The sequence below is a fragment of the Rhodopila globiformis genome (genome assembly GCF_002937115.1).
In the GTDB taxonomy this organism is placed as follows: domain Bacteria; phylum Pseudomonadota; class Alphaproteobacteria; order Acetobacterales; family Acetobacteraceae; genus Rhodopila; species Rhodopila globiformis.
This window is the reverse complement of record NZ_NHRY01000130.1, coordinates 1-18677: the sequence shown is the minus strand read 5'-3', so window position 1 is coordinate 18677 and position 18677 is coordinate 1. Positions and strand designations below refer to the sequence as shown.

At 65.8% G+C, this 18677-nt stretch carries 15 protein-coding genes; 1 reads left to right on the top strand and 14 read right to left on the bottom strand.

Annotation, left to right across the window (positions count from 1 at the left end; all coding sequences use genetic code 11):
* Window positions 1–126: 126 nt before the first annotated feature.
* The 7 genes from CCS01_RS12740 to CCS01_RS12710 all read right to left on the bottom strand — a co-directional run bounded on the left by CCS01_RS12740 (window position 127) and on the right by CCS01_RS12710 (window position 10150).
* Complete coding sequence (locus CCS01_RS12740) at window positions 127–1857, bottom strand: ParB/RepB/Spo0J family partition protein (protein ID WP_104519199.1); 1731 nt, start codon at window positions 1855–1857, stop codon at window positions 127–129.
* 168 nt (window positions 1858–2025) lie between these two features.
* Complete coding sequence (locus CCS01_RS12735) at window positions 2026–2580, bottom strand: hypothetical protein (RefSeq protein ID WP_146101728.1); 555 nt, start codon at window positions 2578–2580, stop codon at window positions 2026–2028.
* 44 nt (window positions 2581–2624) lie between these two features.
* Window positions 2625–7784, bottom strand: a complete 5160-nt coding sequence (locus CCS01_RS12730) for a helicase-related protein (protein ID WP_193540132.1) — start codon at window positions 7782–7784, stop codon at window positions 2625–2627.
* Window positions 7785–7902: 118 nt separating this feature from the next.
* Window positions 7903–8289 carry a DUF6876 family protein gene (locus tag CCS01_RS12725; RefSeq protein ID WP_104519196.1) on the bottom strand — a complete coding sequence of 129 codons (387 nt, stop codon included), beginning with the start codon at window positions 8287–8289 and terminating at the stop codon, window positions 7903–7905.
* A gap of 294 nt (window positions 8290–8583) precedes the next feature.
* Window positions 8584–8787 carry a hypothetical protein gene (locus tag CCS01_RS12720; protein WP_104519195.1) on the bottom strand — a complete coding sequence of 68 codons (204 nt, stop codon included), beginning with the start codon at window positions 8785–8787 and terminating at the stop codon, window positions 8584–8586.
* Window positions 8784–9125, bottom strand: coding sequence for a hypothetical protein (locus tag CCS01_RS12715; RefSeq protein ID WP_146101727.1), 342 nt, complete (start codon window positions 9123–9125; stop codon window positions 8784–8786). The genes CCS01_RS12720 and CCS01_RS12715 overlap by 4 nt, the downstream gene beginning before the upstream one ends.
* 23 nt (window positions 9126–9148) lie before the next feature.
* Window positions 9149–10150, bottom strand: coding sequence for an ArdC family protein (locus CCS01_RS12710; protein WP_104519193.1), 1002 nt, complete (start codon window positions 10148–10150; stop codon window positions 9149–9151).
* 369 nt (window positions 10151–10519) lie between these two features.
* On the opposite strand from CCS01_RS12710, the gene CCS01_RS12705 reads away from it, so the two are divergent.
* Window positions 10520–11143 (top strand): plasmid pRiA4b ORF-3 family protein, encoded by a 624-nt coding sequence (locus CCS01_RS12705; RefSeq protein ID WP_104519192.1) that lies wholly within the window; start codon window positions 10520–10522, stop codon window positions 11141–11143.
* A 38-nt stretch (window positions 11144–11181) separates the two neighbouring features.
* Here the strand turns inward: CCS01_RS12705 and CCS01_RS12700 are convergent, their stop codons facing one another.
* The 7 genes from CCS01_RS12700 to CCS01_RS12670 all read right to left on the bottom strand — a co-directional run bounded on the left by CCS01_RS12700 (window position 11182) and on the right by CCS01_RS12670 (window position 18606).
* The gene (locus CCS01_RS12700; RefSeq protein WP_104519191.1) at window positions 11182–13017 is read right to left on the bottom strand and encodes a DNA cytosine methyltransferase; all 1836 of its coding nucleotides are present in this window, start codon (window positions 13015–13017) and stop codon (window positions 11182–11184) included.
* Window position 13018: 1 nt separating this feature from the next.
* Window positions 13019–13513: a DUF3085 domain-containing protein gene (locus CCS01_RS12695; RefSeq protein WP_104519190.1), complete on the bottom strand. Its 495-nt coding sequence runs from the start codon at window positions 13511–13513 to the stop codon at window positions 13019–13021.
* Between the two features lie 457 nt (window positions 13514–13970).
* Window positions 13971–14804: an XF1762 family protein gene (locus tag CCS01_RS32785; RefSeq protein ID WP_146101726.1), complete on the bottom strand. Its 834-nt coding sequence runs from the start codon at window positions 14802–14804 to the stop codon at window positions 13971–13973.
* Window positions 14797–15060, bottom strand: coding sequence for a hypothetical protein (locus CCS01_RS12685; protein WP_104519188.1), 264 nt, complete (start codon window positions 15058–15060; stop codon window positions 14797–14799). Before CCS01_RS12685 ends, CCS01_RS32785 begins: the two co-directional genes overlap by 8 nt.
* An 82-nt stretch (window positions 15061–15142) precedes the next feature.
* Complete coding sequence (locus CCS01_RS12680; protein WP_104519187.1) at window positions 15143–17056, bottom strand: hypothetical protein; 1914 nt, start codon at window positions 17054–17056, stop codon at window positions 15143–15145.
* A complete protein-coding gene (locus tag CCS01_RS12675; protein WP_146101725.1) occupies window positions 17053–17997 on the bottom strand; it encodes a hypothetical protein in 945 nt (314 codons plus the stop codon). The genes CCS01_RS12680 and CCS01_RS12675 overlap by 4 nt, the downstream gene beginning before the upstream one ends.
* 3 nt (window positions 17998–18000) lie before the next feature.
* Complete coding sequence (locus CCS01_RS12670; RefSeq protein ID WP_104519185.1) at window positions 18001–18606, bottom strand: hypothetical protein; 606 nt, start codon at window positions 18604–18606, stop codon at window positions 18001–18003.
* Window positions 18607–18677 lie beyond the last annotated feature (71 nt).

Sequence of the window (18677 nt, the reverse complement as noted above, 5' to 3'; positions counted from 1 at the left end):
GGCTGAGAGATCCTGGCCGGTGATCGCTACGGTCATCGCTGTCTCCCTGTCTTGGAGACGCCTGCGAATCACGGACCGCCGCGTCGCTCCAAGTCACAGACGAGTCAACGGTCGGGGCCGTTGGTATTACTCGGCAGCGATGGCCAAGGCCGGCGTGGGCTCAGCGACCGGAGGCGCGTAGGCCTCGTCCATGTCCTGGGTCGGGTCCTCACCGTCCGGCTCGGTCGTGCCGTCGCCTATAGAGCCAACGCCTTCACCGTCGGCATCCTCGGCGGTCGGCTCATCCGCCTCGTCGCCGGCGAGATCCGCGATGGCTTCGGCCGAGGCGGTGAACCGGCTGTTGGGGTAGATCCAGGTTCCGTCCTTGAAGCGCTCGACCAGGCGGGCGCGCGTATCCTTCACGCGCACTTCCACGCGAACACCTTCTGTGGCGGCCAAGCGTTCGAGCGCCGCTCGCGACAGGCAGGCGAGGAACTCCTCGGTGGCCATGTTCGGCAGGTAGGCGGCGGCATCGATCGCAGCACCCGCCACGCAGGCGACGACACCGCTGTTGCTCATGTTGTCCCGGCAGGACAGCACGGAGACCAGCATCTCGCGGGCCGTCTGTCGCAGCAGGCCGTCGTCGGACGTCAGCACGCCGCCCTGGGCGATCTTCGCCCCGAGCGCGTGGCGATCCCAGGCGCCGGTCTCGTTCGGCCCCTGGACCGAGACGTTCTTGCCGGCCAGTGCCAGGAGCAAGAGCCCGATCAACGTTTGGTCGCTGAAGGCATTGTCCTGCAGGGCGCGGTGCAGCGCGTCCGTCCGAAGGTCACCGATCATCGCATTGCCGCGGCTGGTCACATCGGGGCGGCTGCGTGCCGTAGGCGCCGCGGTGTTATCGTGTCCTTGGGTCGCAGCGGCTTTGGCGCCCTTGCCGGCGTTCGCCGGTTTCGCGGCGACGGGCATCCGGTAGGCGACAGTCTTCACCTCGCCCGAGTTCGGATCGAGGTAGTGGCCGGTGATGTCGCCCTTGCCCGGCTTGCCGTAGATCCGTTCGGCCTTCTTGGGCAGTTCGGGCTGGCCGTACTCGTTCTGCGTCAGCAGCGTCCCCTTTTCGGGGAGGTGGTTGGCCAGCCATTCCTGCTGCGCGCCGAAGAACCCGTCGACGTTGGTGGTGTAGCGGCCATCCTCGCCGGCGGGCGCGAACAGGTCGTCGTGCCACTCGACGCCGTAGGCGCGCGCCAGGTCGTCGTCGAACCTCGCGGCGGCGAACGGAATGCGGCGCTTCGAGAGGGCGTGGGCGACATGGTACCAGGAGAAGTCGTCTCCTTTCTTCGGCTTGTTCTTCTTCCAGACCTGCGCCTGCTCCTCGAGGCTGGCTGCCGCAATGGTGCGCAGTTGGTCCTCGGACGGCATGCTGCCCTTCGCCATGACGTCCAGCATCGGCGGGTGCAGCCGCGCCAGCAGCTTCAGGCGTTTTACCGTGCGAACCGGCAGCGCGAGCGCATCGGCGATGGCTTGCTCGTTCCAGCCCTCGTTCTCCAGCCGCTCGATGGCGCGCCAGATATCGACGTTGTTCATCGCGGCGCGCACGAGGTTTTCCGATAGGGATTCCATCGGCGCCTGCGCGTCGTCGGTCTCCCGCACGAGCACGTCGATCATAGGCATTTCAGCGCGGATCGCTGCCTTCACGCGGCGCTCGCCGGCCTTGATCACCAGGTCGCCGTCGACCTCGCGCACGACGGGTGGCTGGATGATGCCGATCGCGGTGATCGACGCCAGCAACTGGTCGTCCATCGCCTGCGGGGCCGGTGTCTTGCGGGGGTTGTTTGGATTGGGCTTCAACGTGCGCGGATCGACGCTGCGAAGTTCGGCCATGGTGAGCTCCTGGTTGGATGGTTCGTCTTCCCCTGTTCTCGGGGAGACCCTCCCCGCCGGCCGGATCGTGCCGGTCCGGGGCAAGGGCGAAGCCGGCGAAGCCGGGCATGCGCGCGGGTGCGCGCGTGACCCTTGCGGCGGCCGGCATCGATCCGGCACATCCTCGGTTCAGAACAGGGCGGCTTGTTGGTCCGTCGACGGCTTGCGACTGGTGGGCTTTGGCAGAGTGCCGGGATGCAGGATTGGCGTAGGCGCGATCAGAGGTGTGTTGCCGCCCTCGTATTTCTGCTGCAGGTGCCGAAGCATTTCGCGTTCGGCGTTCTCCACCTCGGCCGCGCGAAGGGCGCGATAGGCCACGAGTAGATCGCAGCTGCCAAGCCGTGCATTCACGGCCGCTTCGACGTCGGAGTAGGTGTATTCGGGATCGCCGAAGCAGCGCCAGGCGAGAGTCTGTTCAAGGAAGTCGATTCTGCCGCGCAGGCTGCGGAAGAACTCTCCGAAGAATCCTTCGCGGTTATAATGGGCGATGTGGCCCCAGCACATCGAGAGTCGCTGATAGAGCGCCTTGGTGAACAGGGACTCCTTGAAGTCGGCAGCCATGAAGCGGCAGAGATCGTTCGCGAACTTCGCTTTGACCTCGCTGCTGTCCCACTTTGTCGCAGTGAACTCGTGAGCCAGGAACCGCGGGCGCAAAAGCGCCCCGGTGTCGAAGACGACCGGCATGATAACCTCCATCGGTGAATGGGGCCTCCGGAGAGGCGGTGGACTCAGGCGGCGAGTTTTCCGGCGTCTGCCTTGCTGGTCTGATCCTTGCCCGTCTGGGCAAGATCGGCTTCCAGCGCCTCCAGCTGCGCCAGCTTGGCGTCGAGTTCGCCTTGCAACGCAAACGCCTGGCCGGCGCGTTGCTCGTAACCGGCGAGACGCTGTGCGGCGTCGCGGGCCCGGCGTTCCTGCTCCTGCATGTCCGCCTCGAAATGCTCCAGGATGTGTTCGATCCGAGCGATCAGTCCGGTCTGCGTCAGGTCCGCTTCGATCCGGATTTCCTGGTCATAGTCCGAGCGGAGCAACACCAGGCTCGCTTCGGTCTCGCGGAAATAGCCGCAGCCGACGTCACAGCGCAGCTCAAAGCCGCCGATTGAGCCGAGCGGCAGTTCCCCTTTCTTGCCGGCACGCTCCGCGAGCCTGAGCTTGGACAGGATGAGTGCGCCGGCGGTCCGGCGCTCAGTGACGATGCGTCCTTCCCAATTCAGCGCGAAGGCGTCGCCGCGTGTGCTGGTCCGTCGTTCGATATCCTGTTGGACGCCGGCGATCCGGCGCTCGGCGGCGTTCCGGTCGTGGACGGCGTTCTGGATCTGACGGCGGACGTTGAGTTGGTCGTCGAAGTGGGCGTCGCGCTGACGCTGCAGGCGGGCCACCTCCCCTTCTAGTCCGGCCTTCTGCATGAGCCGTGCATCCCCAGACGCGATGGCCTTGGCCAGGGCAAACTGGTTGGCGGCCTCGCCGATGTCGTCGATGGTGCGGATGCTGCGGTCGCCAGAGAGCGCCGCGGCGATGAAGCGGGCCTTGCGCTCGTTGTTCTGCCACATCGTGGCGTCCATCGAGCCGAGCGTGGCGTACGCATAGATCTCGATTTCGTCGTGCTGATTGCCCTGGCGTTCGATCCGGCCTTCTCGCTGTTCGATCTGCGATGGCAACCAGGGCACATCGAGATGGTGCAGGGCTTTCAGGCGAAGTTGCACGTTGACGCCAGTGCCCATGGTCTCCGACGAGCCGATCAGGATACGCACACGCCCGGCATTGAAGTCGTTGAACAGCCGCTGCTTGTCGGCCGATCGCTTGAAGTCCTGCATGAACGCGATTTCCGATGCGGGAATGCCGAGCCGGAGCAGCTCCTGCTTGATCCAGCGATAGGCGGAGAAGCCGCGTTTGGACTCGACGCTGATCGTGCCAAGATCGCTGAAGATCATCTGCCCGGCCCCGGGGATCGGAAAGGGCGTGCCGTCAGGTCGATTGAACGTATGTTGCCTCGTCTCGCCCCAGATGCGATGGACGTTGGCGATCAGCTTGTTGAGTTTGTTGTCTGGCTCATTGTCATTGCCCGGCCAGATGAGGCGCATGTCGATCGCGGCATGGCGGCCGTCGGTGATGACCGACAGGAGAATGTCGTCGCCCTTCTGCACGCGTCGCGTCCGTGCTTCGATCTCGCTGATCCTGTCTGCCAGGACGGTCTGATAGTCGCGGAATGCGTCGCTGGCGTCGGCGGTGATCAGCTGGCGTGCGCCGCCGCGGATGCTGGGCAGGCGCAGGTAGCCGCGCAGATCGTCCTTCAGCACCACGTCCGCGCAGGCGCGGAACATATCTATCAGCTCGGGGACATTGACGAACTGGCTGAAGCGTTCGACCGGTTTGTAAGTGCCGGAGGGCTGCAATTCCAGCTCGGTGCGCGTGTCGCCAAAGGCGGACGCCCAGGCGTCGAACTCGTGGACGCCGCGATCCCCCAGCGTGTCCTCGTTCTGGAACCGCAGCAGGGTGAACATCTCGCCGAGTGTGTTGGTGATCGGTGTGCCCGAGGCCTGGATCAGCGCGCGCCGCGGATTCCGCTCCGCGATGAAGCGGGTCTTGACGTACAAATCCCATGCCCGCTGCGAGCCGTCCGGATCGACGCCCTTCAGATTGACGCGGTTGGTGGCGAACGAGAGTTTTCGAAATTCCTGCGCCTCGTCGACGATCACCTGGTCGATGCCGATCTCCTCGATCGTGACCATGTCGTCGCGCCGGTCCTTGATGGCTTCCAGCCGCTCGGTCAGCTTCTCCTTCATCGCCTCGAGGCGCTTGCGTGTCGTGCGGTCGTCACCGTCAGCGCGCAGCTTCAGTGCCTCGTAGGCCTCGATCTGCCGGGTGATCACGGTTTGTTCATAGTCAGCGGGCACCGCGATGAAGCGGAAGGCCGAGTGGGTGATGATGATCGCGTCCCAGTTCGCCGTGGCCGCGCGTGCCAGGAACCGGGACCGCTTGTCCTTGGTGAAGTTGGTCTCGTCGGCGACCAGGATGCGGGCGGTCGGATAAAGCTGGAGGAACTCGCGCGACGCCTGAGCCAGGCAGTGGCCGGGCACAACCAGCATCGCTTTGGTTATCAGGCCGAGGCGCTTCTGTTCCATGACCGCCGCGGCGATCGAGAACGTCTTTCCGGCGCCCACGGTGTGCGCCATGTAGGTGGTCCCGGCGCTGATGATGCGCCAGATCACCCGCTTCTGGTGTCCGTAGAGCCGGAGGATGCTGCTGGCTCCTGGCAATGTCAGGTGGCTGCCGTCGAAGTGACGCGGCACCAGGTTGTTGAAACGAGTATTGTAGATGCGCGCGAGGCGATCGGCGCGATCGGGGTCCGTCCAGACCCATCGTGTGAAGGCGGTCTTGATCTTGACCAGCTTCTCCTTGGCTGCCTCGGTTGCTTCGACGTTGAGGACACGCCGTTCGCTGCCATCGACGATCTCGACATCGAAGACTTGCGGTGTGGCGCTATTCAGCGCGTCATGGAGAAGCTGTCCGGCATGACGCCGCGATGTGCCCCATTCGGACGTGCCGGCGGCATTGCCGATGAATGCGCGGCCGTCGACCGACCAGGTTGCGATCTCTTCGGTGTGGAGGATCTTGACCTCACCGCCCATCATGTCGCTGGCGAACGCCTCGATCACGTCGGTCGGAATCCACGGCGCGCCGAGGCGGGCGGTGATACCGGAGGGTGGCACGTCCTTCGGCTGGCAGTCCCGCAGAGCCAGGACGTTCCGCTCGAATTGCCGATCCAAGGTGGCGGCGGCTTCGGCCGCTTCCAGCTTGGTTCGCACCGCGCCGGAGAGGTAGGCGTCGGCCGTTTCCCACGCTTGGGTCATTGGGTTGCGGAATACCGCCGTTCCGAGCTGTTGCAGGGCCGCGTCGGGGTCGCGTTCCAAAAGCTCGGCGAGACGGTCGAGGTCGACATGGCCAACCTCGTTGAGGGTGACGGCGAGCGCGTCCGCCGCGGAGGTGATGAGCGGGGTGGTCGGCGGGGCGATGACCCGTTCGCGGAAGACCGGTCCCATGCGGGCCAGCCCGCTTTCGAGGTCGTAGTCCTCAATGCTGGCGACCAGCCAGCAATCCGGATCATCCGCGAACGGCGCCAGGTTGGGGCGGCGATGCACCTCGCGTTCTTCGCCGGTCTCGGCGTCGGTCAGCGTGGTGACGACGGTGTGGTTGATCGGTCCGTGGTAGCGGATGAACCCGGAATAGGCGCAGCGGAGCTTGACCTGCGCCTGCGCCCAGGGGCGGCCCGTCGCCTGGGCGCGCAGCACGTCGCGGATGGCGTCACGGATCGGCAGCAGGCCACGGATGATCTTGGCGGCCTTGCTGCTGATCCCCTCCCCGCTGCGGCCGTCCTTGATCGAGACCGGGACAGCAATCCCGCCCAGGATCTGCGAGAGGCGTCCGCCCTGGCCGATCAGGAAGGAACCTTCCTTGATGGTGGCCCCGTCGGCAGCAGTGCCGGGGCGGACGGTCACCAGCTCGTCGTCGGGGTCATTATGGCTGCCGGAAGGGGCGGCCGGGAGGATGGCGGCGGGCAGGCGGCCCAGGGCCTTGTCGAGCTGAGTCTCGATCGACGGGCCATCAGCAACCGGCCGGCACGTGTAGGAGAAACCCGGTCCGTAGATGCCGCGACGCTGGCCGTGCGTTCCGAGCACCATTTCGGGATGGTCGGCGAAATACTCGTTGATCGCGATGACGCCCTTCCGCTCGTGACGCCGGGGCGCGGAACCGCGTTCGTCCGGCAGGTCGTCAGCCGGCAGGTACTCGTCGCACTCCTCGCCCCCGGTCTCGCTGTCCTCCAGAACAAGTTCGCTGAGGTTCATCCATTGCGCGCCAGAGGTTGCCTGTCCCTCCGCCCGGCGTTGAAACACCAAAACGTCAATAACCACCTCGGTCCCGGCGGTCGCACGCATCGTGCCTTCCGGCAGGCGCACGGCGCCGACCAGGTCAGCCAGGCTGGCGATATGCTCGCGGGCGGTTGTCGTTGCCTTGTCCATCGTCCCGGTGCTGGTGACGAAGAGGGCGATGCCGCCTGGCCGCAGCCGGCTTATGGATCGGGCGATGAAGTAGTCGTGCAGGCGCAGACCAAGGGCGGCGGTCGACGGGTCCGCGCGGACAATGCGGTCCGCGAAAGGCGGGTTGCCGATGGCGAGATCGAAGCCCCCGCCGAGGGTGCTGCGGGTGTAATCCTCGCAACGCACACGGGCCTCGGGATGGATCAGGGCCGCGATGCGGGCGGTGATGGGGTCATATTCCACCCCAGTCAGGCGGGTGGCTTCGCGCAGGACTTCCGGCAGCAGGGCGAAGAACAGGCCCGTTCCCATACCTGGCTCGAGGACGCGCCCGCCGTTGAACCCGAGATGCTGGGCAGCGCGCCAAAGGCTGCGGATCACCGGCTCCGGGGTGTAGTGGGCGTATTGCGTCGCCCGCTGCAGAGCAGCGTATTCCGCCGGCGTCGTGACGGCCGCGAGGTCACCGCCGATCTCCTCCCAGCCGGGCCGGAAGGCGTCCACGCCGGGCAGCGGGAAGCAATTTTGGGCAAGGTCCGTAGCCCCGAAGCCGATGAAGCGAAGCAGCTGCGCCTGTTCGTCGGCCGAGGCGGCGCGGCCGGACTCATGCAGCTCTTTCGAGAGCCGGATGGCCGCAATGTTGTCGCGGGCGCGGGTGGGCCAGCCGCGCGCAAGCGCGCGATCCGAGTCCAAATAAAAATTCTTCCCGGGAACGGTCGTGGCAGCGCTCGGGGAAACGGGAACGGCATCTGTGTTGTCGTGGTGCAGTGGTTCGGCGGCGCCGGCCTTGGGCGTGTCGAGCGTCCAGCCGAGCGCGGTGCTGTCGAACAGGCCGAACGTGTATTGCGCGGCGTCGGGCATGGCGAGGTCTCCTTGCATGCGCGCGCGACCGCGGGCGCGCTTGTGGCGCGGGCGGCAGGCGGCTTTGTTGGTGGGGTTGGTCGCGCGGGTCGGGCGGCCGGTCAGGCGAGCCGCGCGGTCAGTATTCGCCGGGCAGCATCAGGGTGCCCTGGTCGAGGTAGAGCTTGATTTCATTGAGCGGAAAGTCGGTGAACTCGATGACCTGCCGTGCGACTCCGTGGCCGTTGCCATCATCGCCGACCGCGAGCGCGGTGCGATCAGCAGCGACCGTCAGCGTCCAGACCTGGAACTCTTCTGCCCTGACGCTCGGATTGACCTGATGCGAGGCCACCAGATCGATCAGCCAGTAGGCGCAGCAGATCTCGGCCATGTCAGCGACACCCGGCGTGTAGATGATGCGCTTCGCCCAGTGCCGAAAACGCTCGAGGGAACCGCTGTGTTGGGCGAGCGCCTGTTCGATGGTGGCCCTCAGCTCATCCGCTGAGGCCCTTTGTGTGTCGGGCATTGTGCTGACTTCCTTCCTCGATCTTCTCTCTGAAGACCTGTCCGGAAGGCCGCTGCGTGGCGGACGTGGCCAGGGCGCAGCCGGCGAAGCCGGGCCGCTGCTTTATGGCAGCGGACCCTTGCCTCGCCCGGCGCGCAGTGGCAGCTCCGCAGCGAAGGAAGGATCAGGGTCGTCGCGCGGCGGAGCGGCTCTGCTGGCCCGGATCGCCGTGACCCAGATACTCGGACCAGGACCATCGACGTCCCGGCGTTGAGGGAGCGTAATCACCCGCAGGGTTGTAAGCGCGGTCACCGCTCATGCTCCCGCCGCCGCAATCCGGGCCAGCCATGCGTTCACATCGGCAACCGCGATCCAGTCTTTGCGGCCGCCATCTGTTTCAAAGCCCGCGAACTTGTCGCCAGCGAGATGGACACGGAACTCTTGAATAGCGTCTGCCTTGGCCACGAGCGCTGCGTTTACACTGGCCAACTCGTCTTGCAGGCGGGCGATGTAATTCATGGCCGTGCTCCCGCGTTGGCGGCGGCGACAGCAGCTCGCGCTTTCCCAGGCATCAGCAGCAGTGTTTCGGCGGAGCGCCAGCACGAAGCGTCCCGCCCGCCGGTGCGCGAAGCCCATTCGACCAGGTTGGACATCGTGCTCCGCAACCGAGGCAGCAGCATGATCATCGCGGCATTGGCAATGTCCTGCTCATCGAGAAGCCGGACGAACTCACCATCCGCCAATCGGCGACTCAGGTTGCCGGGAATAATGCAGACCGTGCGTCCGTCGGGACCATCCTCCTGATCGACGATCTGCAGTGTGGCCTCTTGGCCGGCTTCAGCTGCTAACGGGGACATCTCCCATCTTGGAGCGGCGCGCATCACGCTGCCTCTGCATATGCGGGTTCAAGAGATGGTGGGGACGGCTCGGTGATCTCCGATTCCCCGTCGGAGGGTGGTGCTTCAGTGCGCGCGGCGTGATCGGGATGGAAAGCGAGCAGGTAATCTGCGATGCGCTGCGCATCGGAGGCTGCGCGGAATATCTCCTTCTTGTCGTCGCGCAGCTTGCTGAGCCACTCAGCGATGTAGGCCGCACCGTTCGTGAAATCGCAATCGTCGATGCCCAGCTCGGCACAGATCATAACTTGAGCAAGCTCAACCCGGAGCTCCTCCCTCGAGTAATCCTGGGAGCCGAAATTGCCGGTCAGGTCGCGGTCGAGCCGGTCCTTCGTTCCGGTCCAGTGACCGAGCTCGTGAAGCAGGACACTCGCGTAGGCCGCGGGCGAGCGGAACGCGCATGTGGGAGGCATCTGGATGTGGTCGGTCGACGGTGAGAAGAATGCGCGGTCGCCGCCGACGCGGATGACGGCCTTGCTGTTGCGCGCGATCGTCGCGGCGGATTCCGGCTCCCGCCAGGGCGCTTCTTCGACGCCCGGTGCGATGTAGGGAGGTATCCCGTCGATCTGAGAACCGTTGAAAAGCGTGAACGAGCGAAGCACCGGGACGACCTTTCGGCCATCGTCGCTTGCGCCGGTTCGGTCTTCCACCTCGATCTTCTTGTAGAAGAAGCCGGGTGTGCCGCGCGATCCCTTGCGAACTTGCCAGCCGCGATCGGCGGCCTGTTTGTATGTTGCCCAGCGTGGATCGCCGCTGATGAACGCCAGTGGTGACATGCCGAGCATGATCGTGTTGATGCCGCGGTATCGGGCGCCGGTCGCCGCGTTGTGCGGCATCATCGGGCCGCCCGCCTTGCCGACGTCCCAGGGTCGCCGCCAGGGTGGCGTGCCCGCTTTGAGAGCGGCGATGATCTGTGCCGTTACCTCGGCATAGTGGTCGCGCGGTGCGTTATCGCCGGCGGCGTGGCGTTTGGAGAAATGGGCCATGGGGTGTCGTCCTCTTCATGGACTTGTTGATCACCCCTCCCCCAACCCGCGGCCTGGTCCGGCCGGGGCAAGGGCGAAGCCGGCTTGAGCCGGGCCGGCGCGTAGCGCCGAGCCCCTTGCCCCGGCCCGGCCATGGCGCGGTAAGCGCGTCTCACTCCGCTTTCCGTAATCCTCGTTTTTCAGGAATATCTCGGCACCCCAATCTTTCCCGAGTTGCTGGACCTTCGATTATCGCGAAGCGCCATCCCGCTCCAGATGTCGACGCCACAGGGCATTCAGCGAGGGGAGTGCCTGCGGACAAACTGCGCTACTGCGGCCGCAAATGGTTGCCAGTTGACGTCGTCGACGGGCGTCGTTCCACTGACGCGCATGCGCTACAGTGAGCCGAACGCCCTGCAGATCCGCGTTGCCCTGGCCGAGATTGATCCTCCGGTCTGGCGTAGGCTTGTCGTGCCATTGTCGTGGCACCTCGGCGAACTCCATCTTGCAATCCAGGCCGCGTTCAACTGGTGGAACTCGCACCTGCACGAATATCGGATCGGCGGCCTACGCTACGGCGACCCCGAGCATGGGGACGAAGGCGGCTTCGCGGACTCTCCGCGTCTGTTCGACGAAAGGGAGGTGCGTCTCAGCGATTTCGGAAACGAACCTGGCGTCGCGTTCATCTACATCTACGATTTCGGTGACAACTGGCGGCATATTGTTGAAATCGAGAAGTCCGTCGCGCTCGACGCCGCGCCCAGGCTTGCTACTTGCGTCGCCGGCGCGCGCGCTCGTCCGCCCGAGGACGTTGGTGGCGTCAGCGGCTACGAGAACTTTCTTGCGATCATGGCCGACCCGAGCGACCAAGAGTATGCCGAGACCAAACGTTGGTGCGGCGGCCACTTCGACCCGGAATGGTTTGACCTGGGCGTGACCGACAAGGACGTAAAGAACGCGTTGCGAACGAACGTTCGACGACGCCTGCATCAACCCAAACCTAGACGCGGTTAGCGTTAAGGTTTCGTTTCATGATGTCGCCCCCCCATTAACTAGGGCTGATCGAGGCTCATGGCGACACCAATTGGCCGGACCCAGATCGGCAGCGCGGACAGCATGAACCTCTCGCCGGACCAGGCGAGCAACAGTGTCTTCCCCATCGTATCCGCGATTGCCATTGCCGCGTCTGGCGGCACGGCATTGCCGATCCGTTCGCGCCATTCGGCATCCGAGAGGCCTTCCAGTTCGAGCTGCTCCTCGGGGTCCACGAGGCTTTGCAGCGCCGCGAGCTCGAAGGTCGTGAAGGGACGGTGCCAGGTGCCGTCCTGGCTGCGGATGACGGCCACCAGGCGGTCCTGGGCGGACGGGAGGCGAGGTGGGGTGTCGTCTTCTGCGGCATGGGCCTTTCGGGGGTCCGCAACGCTCCAACGGCCGTTGTCATAGCCGGCGGCGCTGCTGACTGCGCCGGCGCGTCCCTCCCATGACACAACGCCATAAAGCCCTGCCCCGGCCCAGTCATCGCCCTTCTCGCGATGTAGGTTGGGCCGCGGATCGGCAACGCACATCGCGCCGTTGCTGGGCGCGTGCTGGCCGGTGATAGCCTGGGATGCGCCACTCCATGAAACCAGCTTGTAGGCGTTGTGGAACATTGACTCCTGCTGGCGTGGATCGGCGATGGCAACATCTCGGCTGCTGGTGACGGCTGATGCGTGCTTGTTCCAATCGATGACGCGATAGACGTTGCTGAATTTGGCCGGGCCATCGTGTCTGGGATCCGCCACGCCGAAATGCCCTGCCCCGACGGCGGCCTTGCCGATCACGGTCTGGGAGGTCTCATCCCAGCGCTTGATCCCATACTGACCGAAAGCGGCGACGCCGTAGGCTCGTCGCGGATCGGCGACGCTGAAGGCGCCGGCACCTGGTCGGGCATTGCCGGTGACCGTCCCGGCTGGGTCTTCCCACGCCTGCACGCCAAGGGTTCCGTTGCGCCAGTCCACATCCGGTGCCAGCCGAAAATCGGCGAGTTGCCCGTCCTCGACCCGTAGGCGCTTAAGGGAGCGCCAGTCGGATCCGGCCTCGACGAAAGCCAGCCGCACCCACGTCTGCCATTGCAGCAGCGGGACGCGGTGCATCGGCCCTCCGCGCTCAACGTCGCCTGGAAGGGGCATCCGGCCGAGGACGTCCCCGACGCCGCGAAGGGAACGCTTGGGCGGTTCGTACAGGAACGGCGCCACCTTGGCCTGGTGGCGCGCGACAAGAAGGAAGCGCTTCCGCGTCTGGGCCAAGCCTCCCAACTCGCCGCAGTCATGGGTCGTCTCGGCAACGGCGTAGCTGTAGTGCCGGAGGAGGGCGCCAATGCGATCCAGAAGCGCACGGCCGCGGCGGGCGATGCGCGGCACGTTTTCGAAGATGATCAGCTCGGGCGGGTCATCCTGGAACGCCTCCAGCGTCAGCCACATGCCGCGCAGCGTCAGGCGGTTCAGGGCCTGATATTTGTCGGTGAGGCTGAGCGTCTCCGACAGCAGTCCGGAGAAGCCTTTGCACGGTGCTGACAGGAAGACGATGTGCGGCCGTTCGCCGCCGGCGGCGGCGTGGATGTCTTCCGGGGTGGCGGGACGCCAGCCTGGGGGTGGCGCCTCGCCGTGGAAGGCGGCGTACTGATCCGCATCGAACAGATCCAGCACGGTGCCTGGCACGCCGGCCAGGCGGCCGAAATCCTTGATCGCCGCCTGAGAGACGTCGATTCCGCCGATGCAGCGGAAGACCGCCTGCATGTTGCCGACACGAGCGGTGCCGCGGTTGAAGCCACGGGCGCCGCCGCCGAGCCCGGCGAACAGGTGGAAGTGGCGGATCTCGCGCAGTTCGGTCAGGGCTTGGGGGCTGGTCATGTTATGCCCTCCCCACTGTCATCCGGGGCGTGACGGCTTCCACACGCTCGGGCGTGACGTCGAGGCACACGCTCTCCACGCGGCCGCGTGCGATGAGCCCTTCGATGAAGGACGCTTCCAGGAAGACGGTGCCGTCATCGCCGCCAAAGGCGGTGCGCTTGACGTCCCACCAGCCGCCCGGATTGCGCGGATCGCATTCAGCGGCATAGGCAACGACGTGGCTGCAGCTGCTGCCGCTCAGGAGGAGCGGCGGCGCTCCGTTCGACATCAGGTAGAGGCCGCGATCACCGACCAGCCAGAGCCCTGCGGGAATTTTCGCCGAATCGACGTCCTCGGATGTCGGGAAGGCGGCGCTGGACCCGTCGAAATCGAAGGTCTTGCCGTCTCGGCGAAACTGGCCGTCGCACATCTGATCGAAGGTCGGGCGGTGCTCCGGCGCGTTCTTGGCGTGGGCGAGCAGGCGCTGGACGAGCGCCAATTCGAAGTGGAGTCGCATTGGGTTTCTCCAATTTCCTGGGAACGCCCTCCCGCCCCGCGTCCCGCCGCGGCGGGGCAAGGGCGCAGCCGGCAAAACCGGGCGCGCTGCCAGGCGCGACCCTTGCGGCGCCCGGCCGGCAACGCGGTAGCCCGCCTCGGCTCCTGTGGTCTCGACTCGGAGCCAGCGTTCCTTTTATGTTCTCTTATGGGCGGAAAGGACCCCAATCGTCAGCCTCGGGTGGGCAGCATCCGCGAGACACCGCCAGGCTGGCTAAGGCTGTTGACTTGCAACACCTGCGCCCATCGTGGCGTGCTGCCGGCCGAGCGACTGTTGCGCAAGCATGGCGAGTTGGCTCTGCTGGAATTCGCTTTGGTCGCCGTGCGGTGCACCGCTTGCGGCGCGCGCGGCGCTACCATGACGATGGTGCGTCTGTGCGATCCCGGATGCTCGCGGCGGCGATGAACGGTCGGCGGCGTCAGCCCTTCCACCAGGCTGTCGAAAGGTCGGAGAGCTCGCCGCGAGGGATGCTTCGATCATCGCTGCGGGCGGGAAGTGGGGTGCGACCGGCCTGCGCCGTCGGGACCAGGTCTCTGGCCCAGCGAACCTTGTCGATCCAGCTGTTCGTGTTCGAACGTGCGCGGCGTGCGCTGTGCCAGCCACGGCCCCTCACCCGGCATTCTGTTTTCCAGCCAGCCGCCCGCAACGAGGTTCCCGGCTCATCGGCACGTGTATATGTAATGATCTCCCGCCACCCCTGCCGCGCCGCTTCCCTTGCGCACCAGCCATAGAGCATGGAAGCCGCATTCCAGCGCAGCGCGGCGGCAGTGTCGCGACGGATGCAAAGCCTGTTGACCTCGAGGATGCCGCGGCCGTTCAGCGCCGGGGCAACGGGATTTCCAACGACGGCTACGCCCAGCAGGGTGCGGCCGTTATAGATTCCGGTATGAAAGCGCCAGGTAACGGGCACCCGGCAATGAGCATGATGTCGAGCGATGAATTGTTTCGCAGACGCGCGGTCGATCTCCCCGATTTCGAGAGACCAATCGAGAATGAGGCCGCAAGCTCCGTCATCTGTCACGCGTCGCAGCTTGCAGCCGCAAAGAACCTCGAGATCGAGCGCGCGCAGGAACCGCCTTGCCCACTCGGGGTCTTCCGCCATTTCGAGGGCAAGCTGTTCGTGCAGTCCTTCGCAGCACGTCTCGAACATCCATTCATGGTCCCAGACCTCATGGATCTCGACGTGCGCGGGTTGACCGCAAAACATGCAGGGCGTGAGGGGATCCGCTGACGGTGGAACCGTGTCATGCATGACGCGGGCTCGACGCAGGCCGAGTGTCGCGCTTCGTGGCTGTGTGCTCGTTCGAGCGAATGATGCGCTTCAGTTCCTCAACGCCGGCGTCCAGCCCTTGCGCGCTTGGCAGCTTGCAGAATGGTTGCCAGAAGGCTGCGCGTTGTTCCGGTGCTCCGCCGATCCGGGCCAGGCGTTCGAGCGCGCCGATGCTGCCGGCTCGCCGGATGGCTTCTTCGGTTTGTTCGAGTTTGGATGGCCGGGTGCAGCGCCTCATGATGGTGCTCCTATGTTTTAAGTGATCAACGAGGGACTCGACCGGAGCCGGGCATCTTGCGGCGCCAATGCCGCGTCCGCCGTCAGGTCACGGTCGCCGACCTCAGCCATACGGGCGGCGTCGCCCGGTGAAAGCGGCTGGTCTGCCAGTAGGCTTGGGCCCGTGTTCGCACCGCGTCGTGGGCATAGCGCCAGCCGTTTGGGCCTCGGGTGCGCTCGAGCTCACCGGCGGTGGCCCATTTGATGATGGTGGCCGCCGTGACTCCTGCTTCGAGGGCGGCGCCACCGAGGCGGAGCCAGCCCACTTGCGGCACGGTCTGGGCACGCGGCGCGATGACTTCCGTCCGCAAGCGCTGGATCATCGGCTCCGAAAGATAGAGGCGGCCAGGGGCGTGCCTGGTGCGGAGGGGGCGCACTGTGCCGTCCCTGATCCTGTCCTCCACCCATGCCGCGTCTTTGCCGATGGCGCGGGCGGCTTCCGCAATCGAGTATCCCGGACTGGCGTGCAGGCGCTTGATGACCGCCTGAACTGTGGCGAGCGGGATGGCGCCTGTTCCGCGCCAGTCGACGCCTCGCAGCGCGTCCTGGAGCTGCGCGACCGTGATCTTCGCGCGCCGCGCGGCCTCCTGTTCGGTGAAACCGATCTCCTCGCGGAGTTTGGCGCACTGTGCCTTCGACACGTAGACGATGCCGCGCATGGCCCCATGCGTGCCGGTCTTCGACTTGAGCGCGCCGCTGGCCATGAAGCCTTTGAGATCGCGGCTCGTGAACAGGTAGCGTTGCTGCGCGGTCTCCAGCGAGATCCAGGATTTCTGGGTGTCACCGGCGGGGGTGCCGCGGCTGATCCAGCGTGTCGCATCGGTCCTTGTGACGAACGTTGTACGTCCCTGAGTCGTGGCGCTGAGCGTTCCGTTCTCTATAGCGCGTCTGACCTGGGCCACAGAGCAGCCGGCCTTTTGGGCAACTTCCGCAACCAGGAGACCGGGGTTCCAAGGCAACGTCAGATGGCGCTTCGCGCCGTGGGCGAGCGGAGGATAGCGCTCCGCGTAATCCTCGAACGTCTTGGGCGCCCCTCTTTGCCCCCAGATGTCCGTGCAGGTCCTGCATCTCGCCGGGTGCTGGCGCGACTGCCATAGCCGATATGTCACGCGCAGATTGTCGCCGATGGGCTTGCCGTGCCACGGCATGGGTTGGCCGGCGTGTCGGTCGGCGATCAGCCCGCTGGCGACCTCCGGTGCGATATACCAGGTGCCGAATTGCGTCGACGGCAGGCCGGTCCCATAGGGATTGCAGCGTATCGCGGTCGGAACGTGCCCCATCCGCGCGAATTCCGACAGCTTGTCACTCCGGATCGAGAGTTGCTTCTTCAGCGTGGCCAACGGAACGTAACCGTCCGGCGGAAAGACCCGGCGGCCCTTCCAGGCCGTCCAGGCATCGTGAGGGATGACCCAACGGCGCCCGACCCGCATAGGCCGCAGGTCGCCCTTGTGGATCGCCTGGTTGACGATCGCGAGCGAGCCGATCTCCTTGCCGGCGTCGGCCGTCGTGATGCCGCCGACAACGTCGGCCGACTGCATCCCGATCCGGCTTATCGCGTTCTGCACGGCGCCTGCGCTACGGCAAGCCGCCGGATCGTTGGTCAGAAGCTGCAGGTGCGCCGTGAGGGTCTGGGCGATCTCGGTCTTGCCGAGGCGACCCACCAAGCTGGCGAGGAGGGCGAGTTCCGGTGCCTGCCACTCGTATTCACCGCATCTGACTTTCCGGGGTGGCGGCCAGTCAGACTCCTCCGGTTCTCGGCCATGCCAGAGCTGGAACAGCGCCATGAAGTTCTTCCGTCCCGCTCCTTTCGAGCAGGCACCCGTGGCCCGGAGCCGGCTGATTTCCTCGACCGGTCGCTGCAGGATGAAGGCGAGGTCATGCGCGCTGGCCCTGTGGCCGTGCTCGACCACGAAGCGCTTCCAGCTCGCGTCTGGTCGTTCGAGGGCGCTTCGGGTCATGTGCGTGCCTCCAGCTCGTCCTGGAGGGCGGCTTGGCCCGCGAGGATCTGCTGCGGCGATAGTTCCGCTACGGTACTGAGGACGCCGACCACATCCTCGCTGAGCTCCACCAAACGTTCGGTCGGAATGGCGCTCATCGCCCTGGTCCATTGATTGAAGGTCGCCGGCAGCGTCTTCGCGACCGGCTTGGCTTTAGGCGCGACCGCTTTCAGCGCGGCGGCCATCGGCATTCTGACCTTCTCGACTCCGCGCCGGCTCAGGCACATGAATTCGCCGGGGGCGAGGGCGTTCAAGTCCGCGAACTCGATCCGCGACGCCTTGAATTGCGGCGCCAGCGCCGACCACGCCGTCGGATCTTCCTGTAGGCCGATCAGCGTGAGGTTCTTGTTGGCGAACAGCGTGCGCTGCAGCGTCCCCGTGTACCGCAGGGCCGTGATGAAAAGGTCGAGGGCCCGCTTGCGACCGCGCTCGGCGAACTCGTTGATGATGTCGGCCGCTTCCCCCATCCCGTTCCTGCGGCGTCGGCTCCCGCTGAAGAGCTGGCCCTCGTCGATCATCGCGAAGATCGGCTTCCTGTGCTGGTCGGCGGCGTCGAGGATGGCTTCCCCGAACGGGACGAATTCGCCGGCGTCCTTCGCGTTGACGACGATGATGGGGCGGTCGCGGGCTTCGAGCGCGTCGCGTAGCGCGTCGGGGTCGGATACGGCGTCGCCGTAAAGCGACTCAAGCTCGTTCTCGGGGTCTACCAGGACGCTGACCCACCCTTGGGCGGAGAGCTGCTCTGCCATGAGCAAGCCTGCGCTGGTCTTGCCCATCCCCCGCGGAGCGATGGCAGCCGCGAGCAGCCCCGTGGTCGCGTAGTCGTCCAGGCTGATCGGTGTGCCGCCGAGGTTGAGCGTCGCGCCGATCATCTCGTCGCGGCGGATCACAGAACGTTTCATTTGTTAGTCCTCCGCCGGCGCGAGGAGGACGTCCTTGAGCCGCATCAGATGTTTCGGAGAGAGCGAGAAGACGACAGCGAAGTCGTTGATGATCTGATCGTTGATCCGATCGAGCATGCCGGCGCGCTGTGCCTGTGCGAGCAGTTTGCGCAGACTACCCCAACCGTGTTGCCCGCCAGGTTTGGATCCAGGCAGGGCCGCTATCCCCGCGTGGATCTGCTCGATTGTGTAGGGTTGGACGTCTGGCCCAAGATCGCTCCGCAGCCTGTCATTCAGGATGCCCAGGAGCTGCATCCGCGGCATGTAGCCGTGGACCTTGCTGATCAGGGAGCGCTCCGCGTCGGTGAAGGCGCGTGTTGACTGGGGTCCGGCAGATGCCCGCGGGTCAGGGCGCGACTTGCAAGACCCGCAGGCCGGGATCGTCCGGTCCGCCTCGTGATCACCGTTTATGTTGCAACCGCAGAGACGACAGCGCCGGGCGCCATTGGGCGGGGACGCAAGCGGCCCCTCCCCTTCCACCCGGCCTGCGTCGATGAGGCGACGTTGAATGGCCGGCGTGGTCGGGAAGTCGGGGTCCGATCGACGGAAGATGCGTGGGGTGTCGAACATAGCCGAACTCCTTCGCGGCGCCCGTGCGCCGTGCTCGCGGGTGGATGGAGAGGATGATGGGAGGGCGGGGC

Coding starts and splice junctions, on each gene's coding strand:
- CCS01_RS12725 (WP_104519196.1), bottom strand. CDS start 8,289: ATGCCCGACACACAAAGGGCCTCAGCGGATGAGCTGAGGGCCACCATC.
- CCS01_RS12675 (WP_146101725.1), bottom strand. CDS start 17,997: ATGAAACGTTCTGTGATCCGCCGCGACGAGATGATCGGCGCGACGCTC.
- CCS01_RS12710 (WP_104519193.1), bottom strand. CDS start 10,150: ATGGCCCATTTCTCCAAACGCCACGCCGCCGGCGATAACGCACCGCGC.
- CCS01_RS12700 (WP_104519191.1), bottom strand. CDS start 13,017: ATGACCAGCCCCCAAGCCCTGACCGAACTGCGCGAGATCCGCCACTTC.
- CCS01_RS12670 (WP_104519185.1), bottom strand. CDS start 18,606: ATGTTCGACACCCCACGCATCTTCCGTCGATCGGACCCCGACTTCCCG.
- CCS01_RS12715 (WP_146101727.1), bottom strand. CDS start 9,125: ATGTCCCCGTTAGCAGCTGAAGCCGGCCAAGAGGCCACACTGCAGATC.
- CCS01_RS12720 (WP_104519195.1), bottom strand. CDS start 8,787: ATGAATTACATCGCCCGCCTGCAAGACGAGTTGGCCAGTGTAAACGCA.
- CCS01_RS12680 (WP_104519187.1), bottom strand. CDS start 17,056: ATGACCCGAAGCGCCCTCGAACGACCAGACGCGAGCTGGAAGCGCTTC.
- CCS01_RS12730 (WP_193540132.1), bottom strand. CDS start 7,784: ATGCCCGACGCCGCGCAATACACGTTCGGCCTGTTCGACAGCACCGCG.
- CCS01_RS12685 (WP_104519188.1), bottom strand. CDS start 15,060: ATGAGGCGCTGCACCCGGCCATCCAAACTCGAACAAACCGAAGAAGCC.
- CCS01_RS12735 (WP_146101728.1), bottom strand. CDS start 2,580: ATGCCGGTCGTCTTCGACACCGGGGCGCTTTTGCGCCCGCGGTTCCTG.
- CCS01_RS12695 (WP_104519190.1), bottom strand. CDS start 13,513: ATGCGACTCCACTTCGAATTGGCGCTCGTCCAGCGCCTGCTCGCCCAC.
- CCS01_RS12740 (WP_104519199.1), bottom strand. CDS start 1,857: ATGGCCGAACTTCGCAGCGTCGATCCGCGCACGTTGAAGCCCAATCCA.
- CCS01_RS32785 (WP_146101726.1), bottom strand. CDS start 14,804: ATGCATGACACGGTTCCACCGTCAGCGGATCCCCTCACGCCCTGCATG.
- CCS01_RS12705 (WP_104519192.1), top strand. CDS start 10,520: ATGCGCTACAGTGAGCCGAACGCCCTGCAGATCCGCGTTGCCCTGGCC.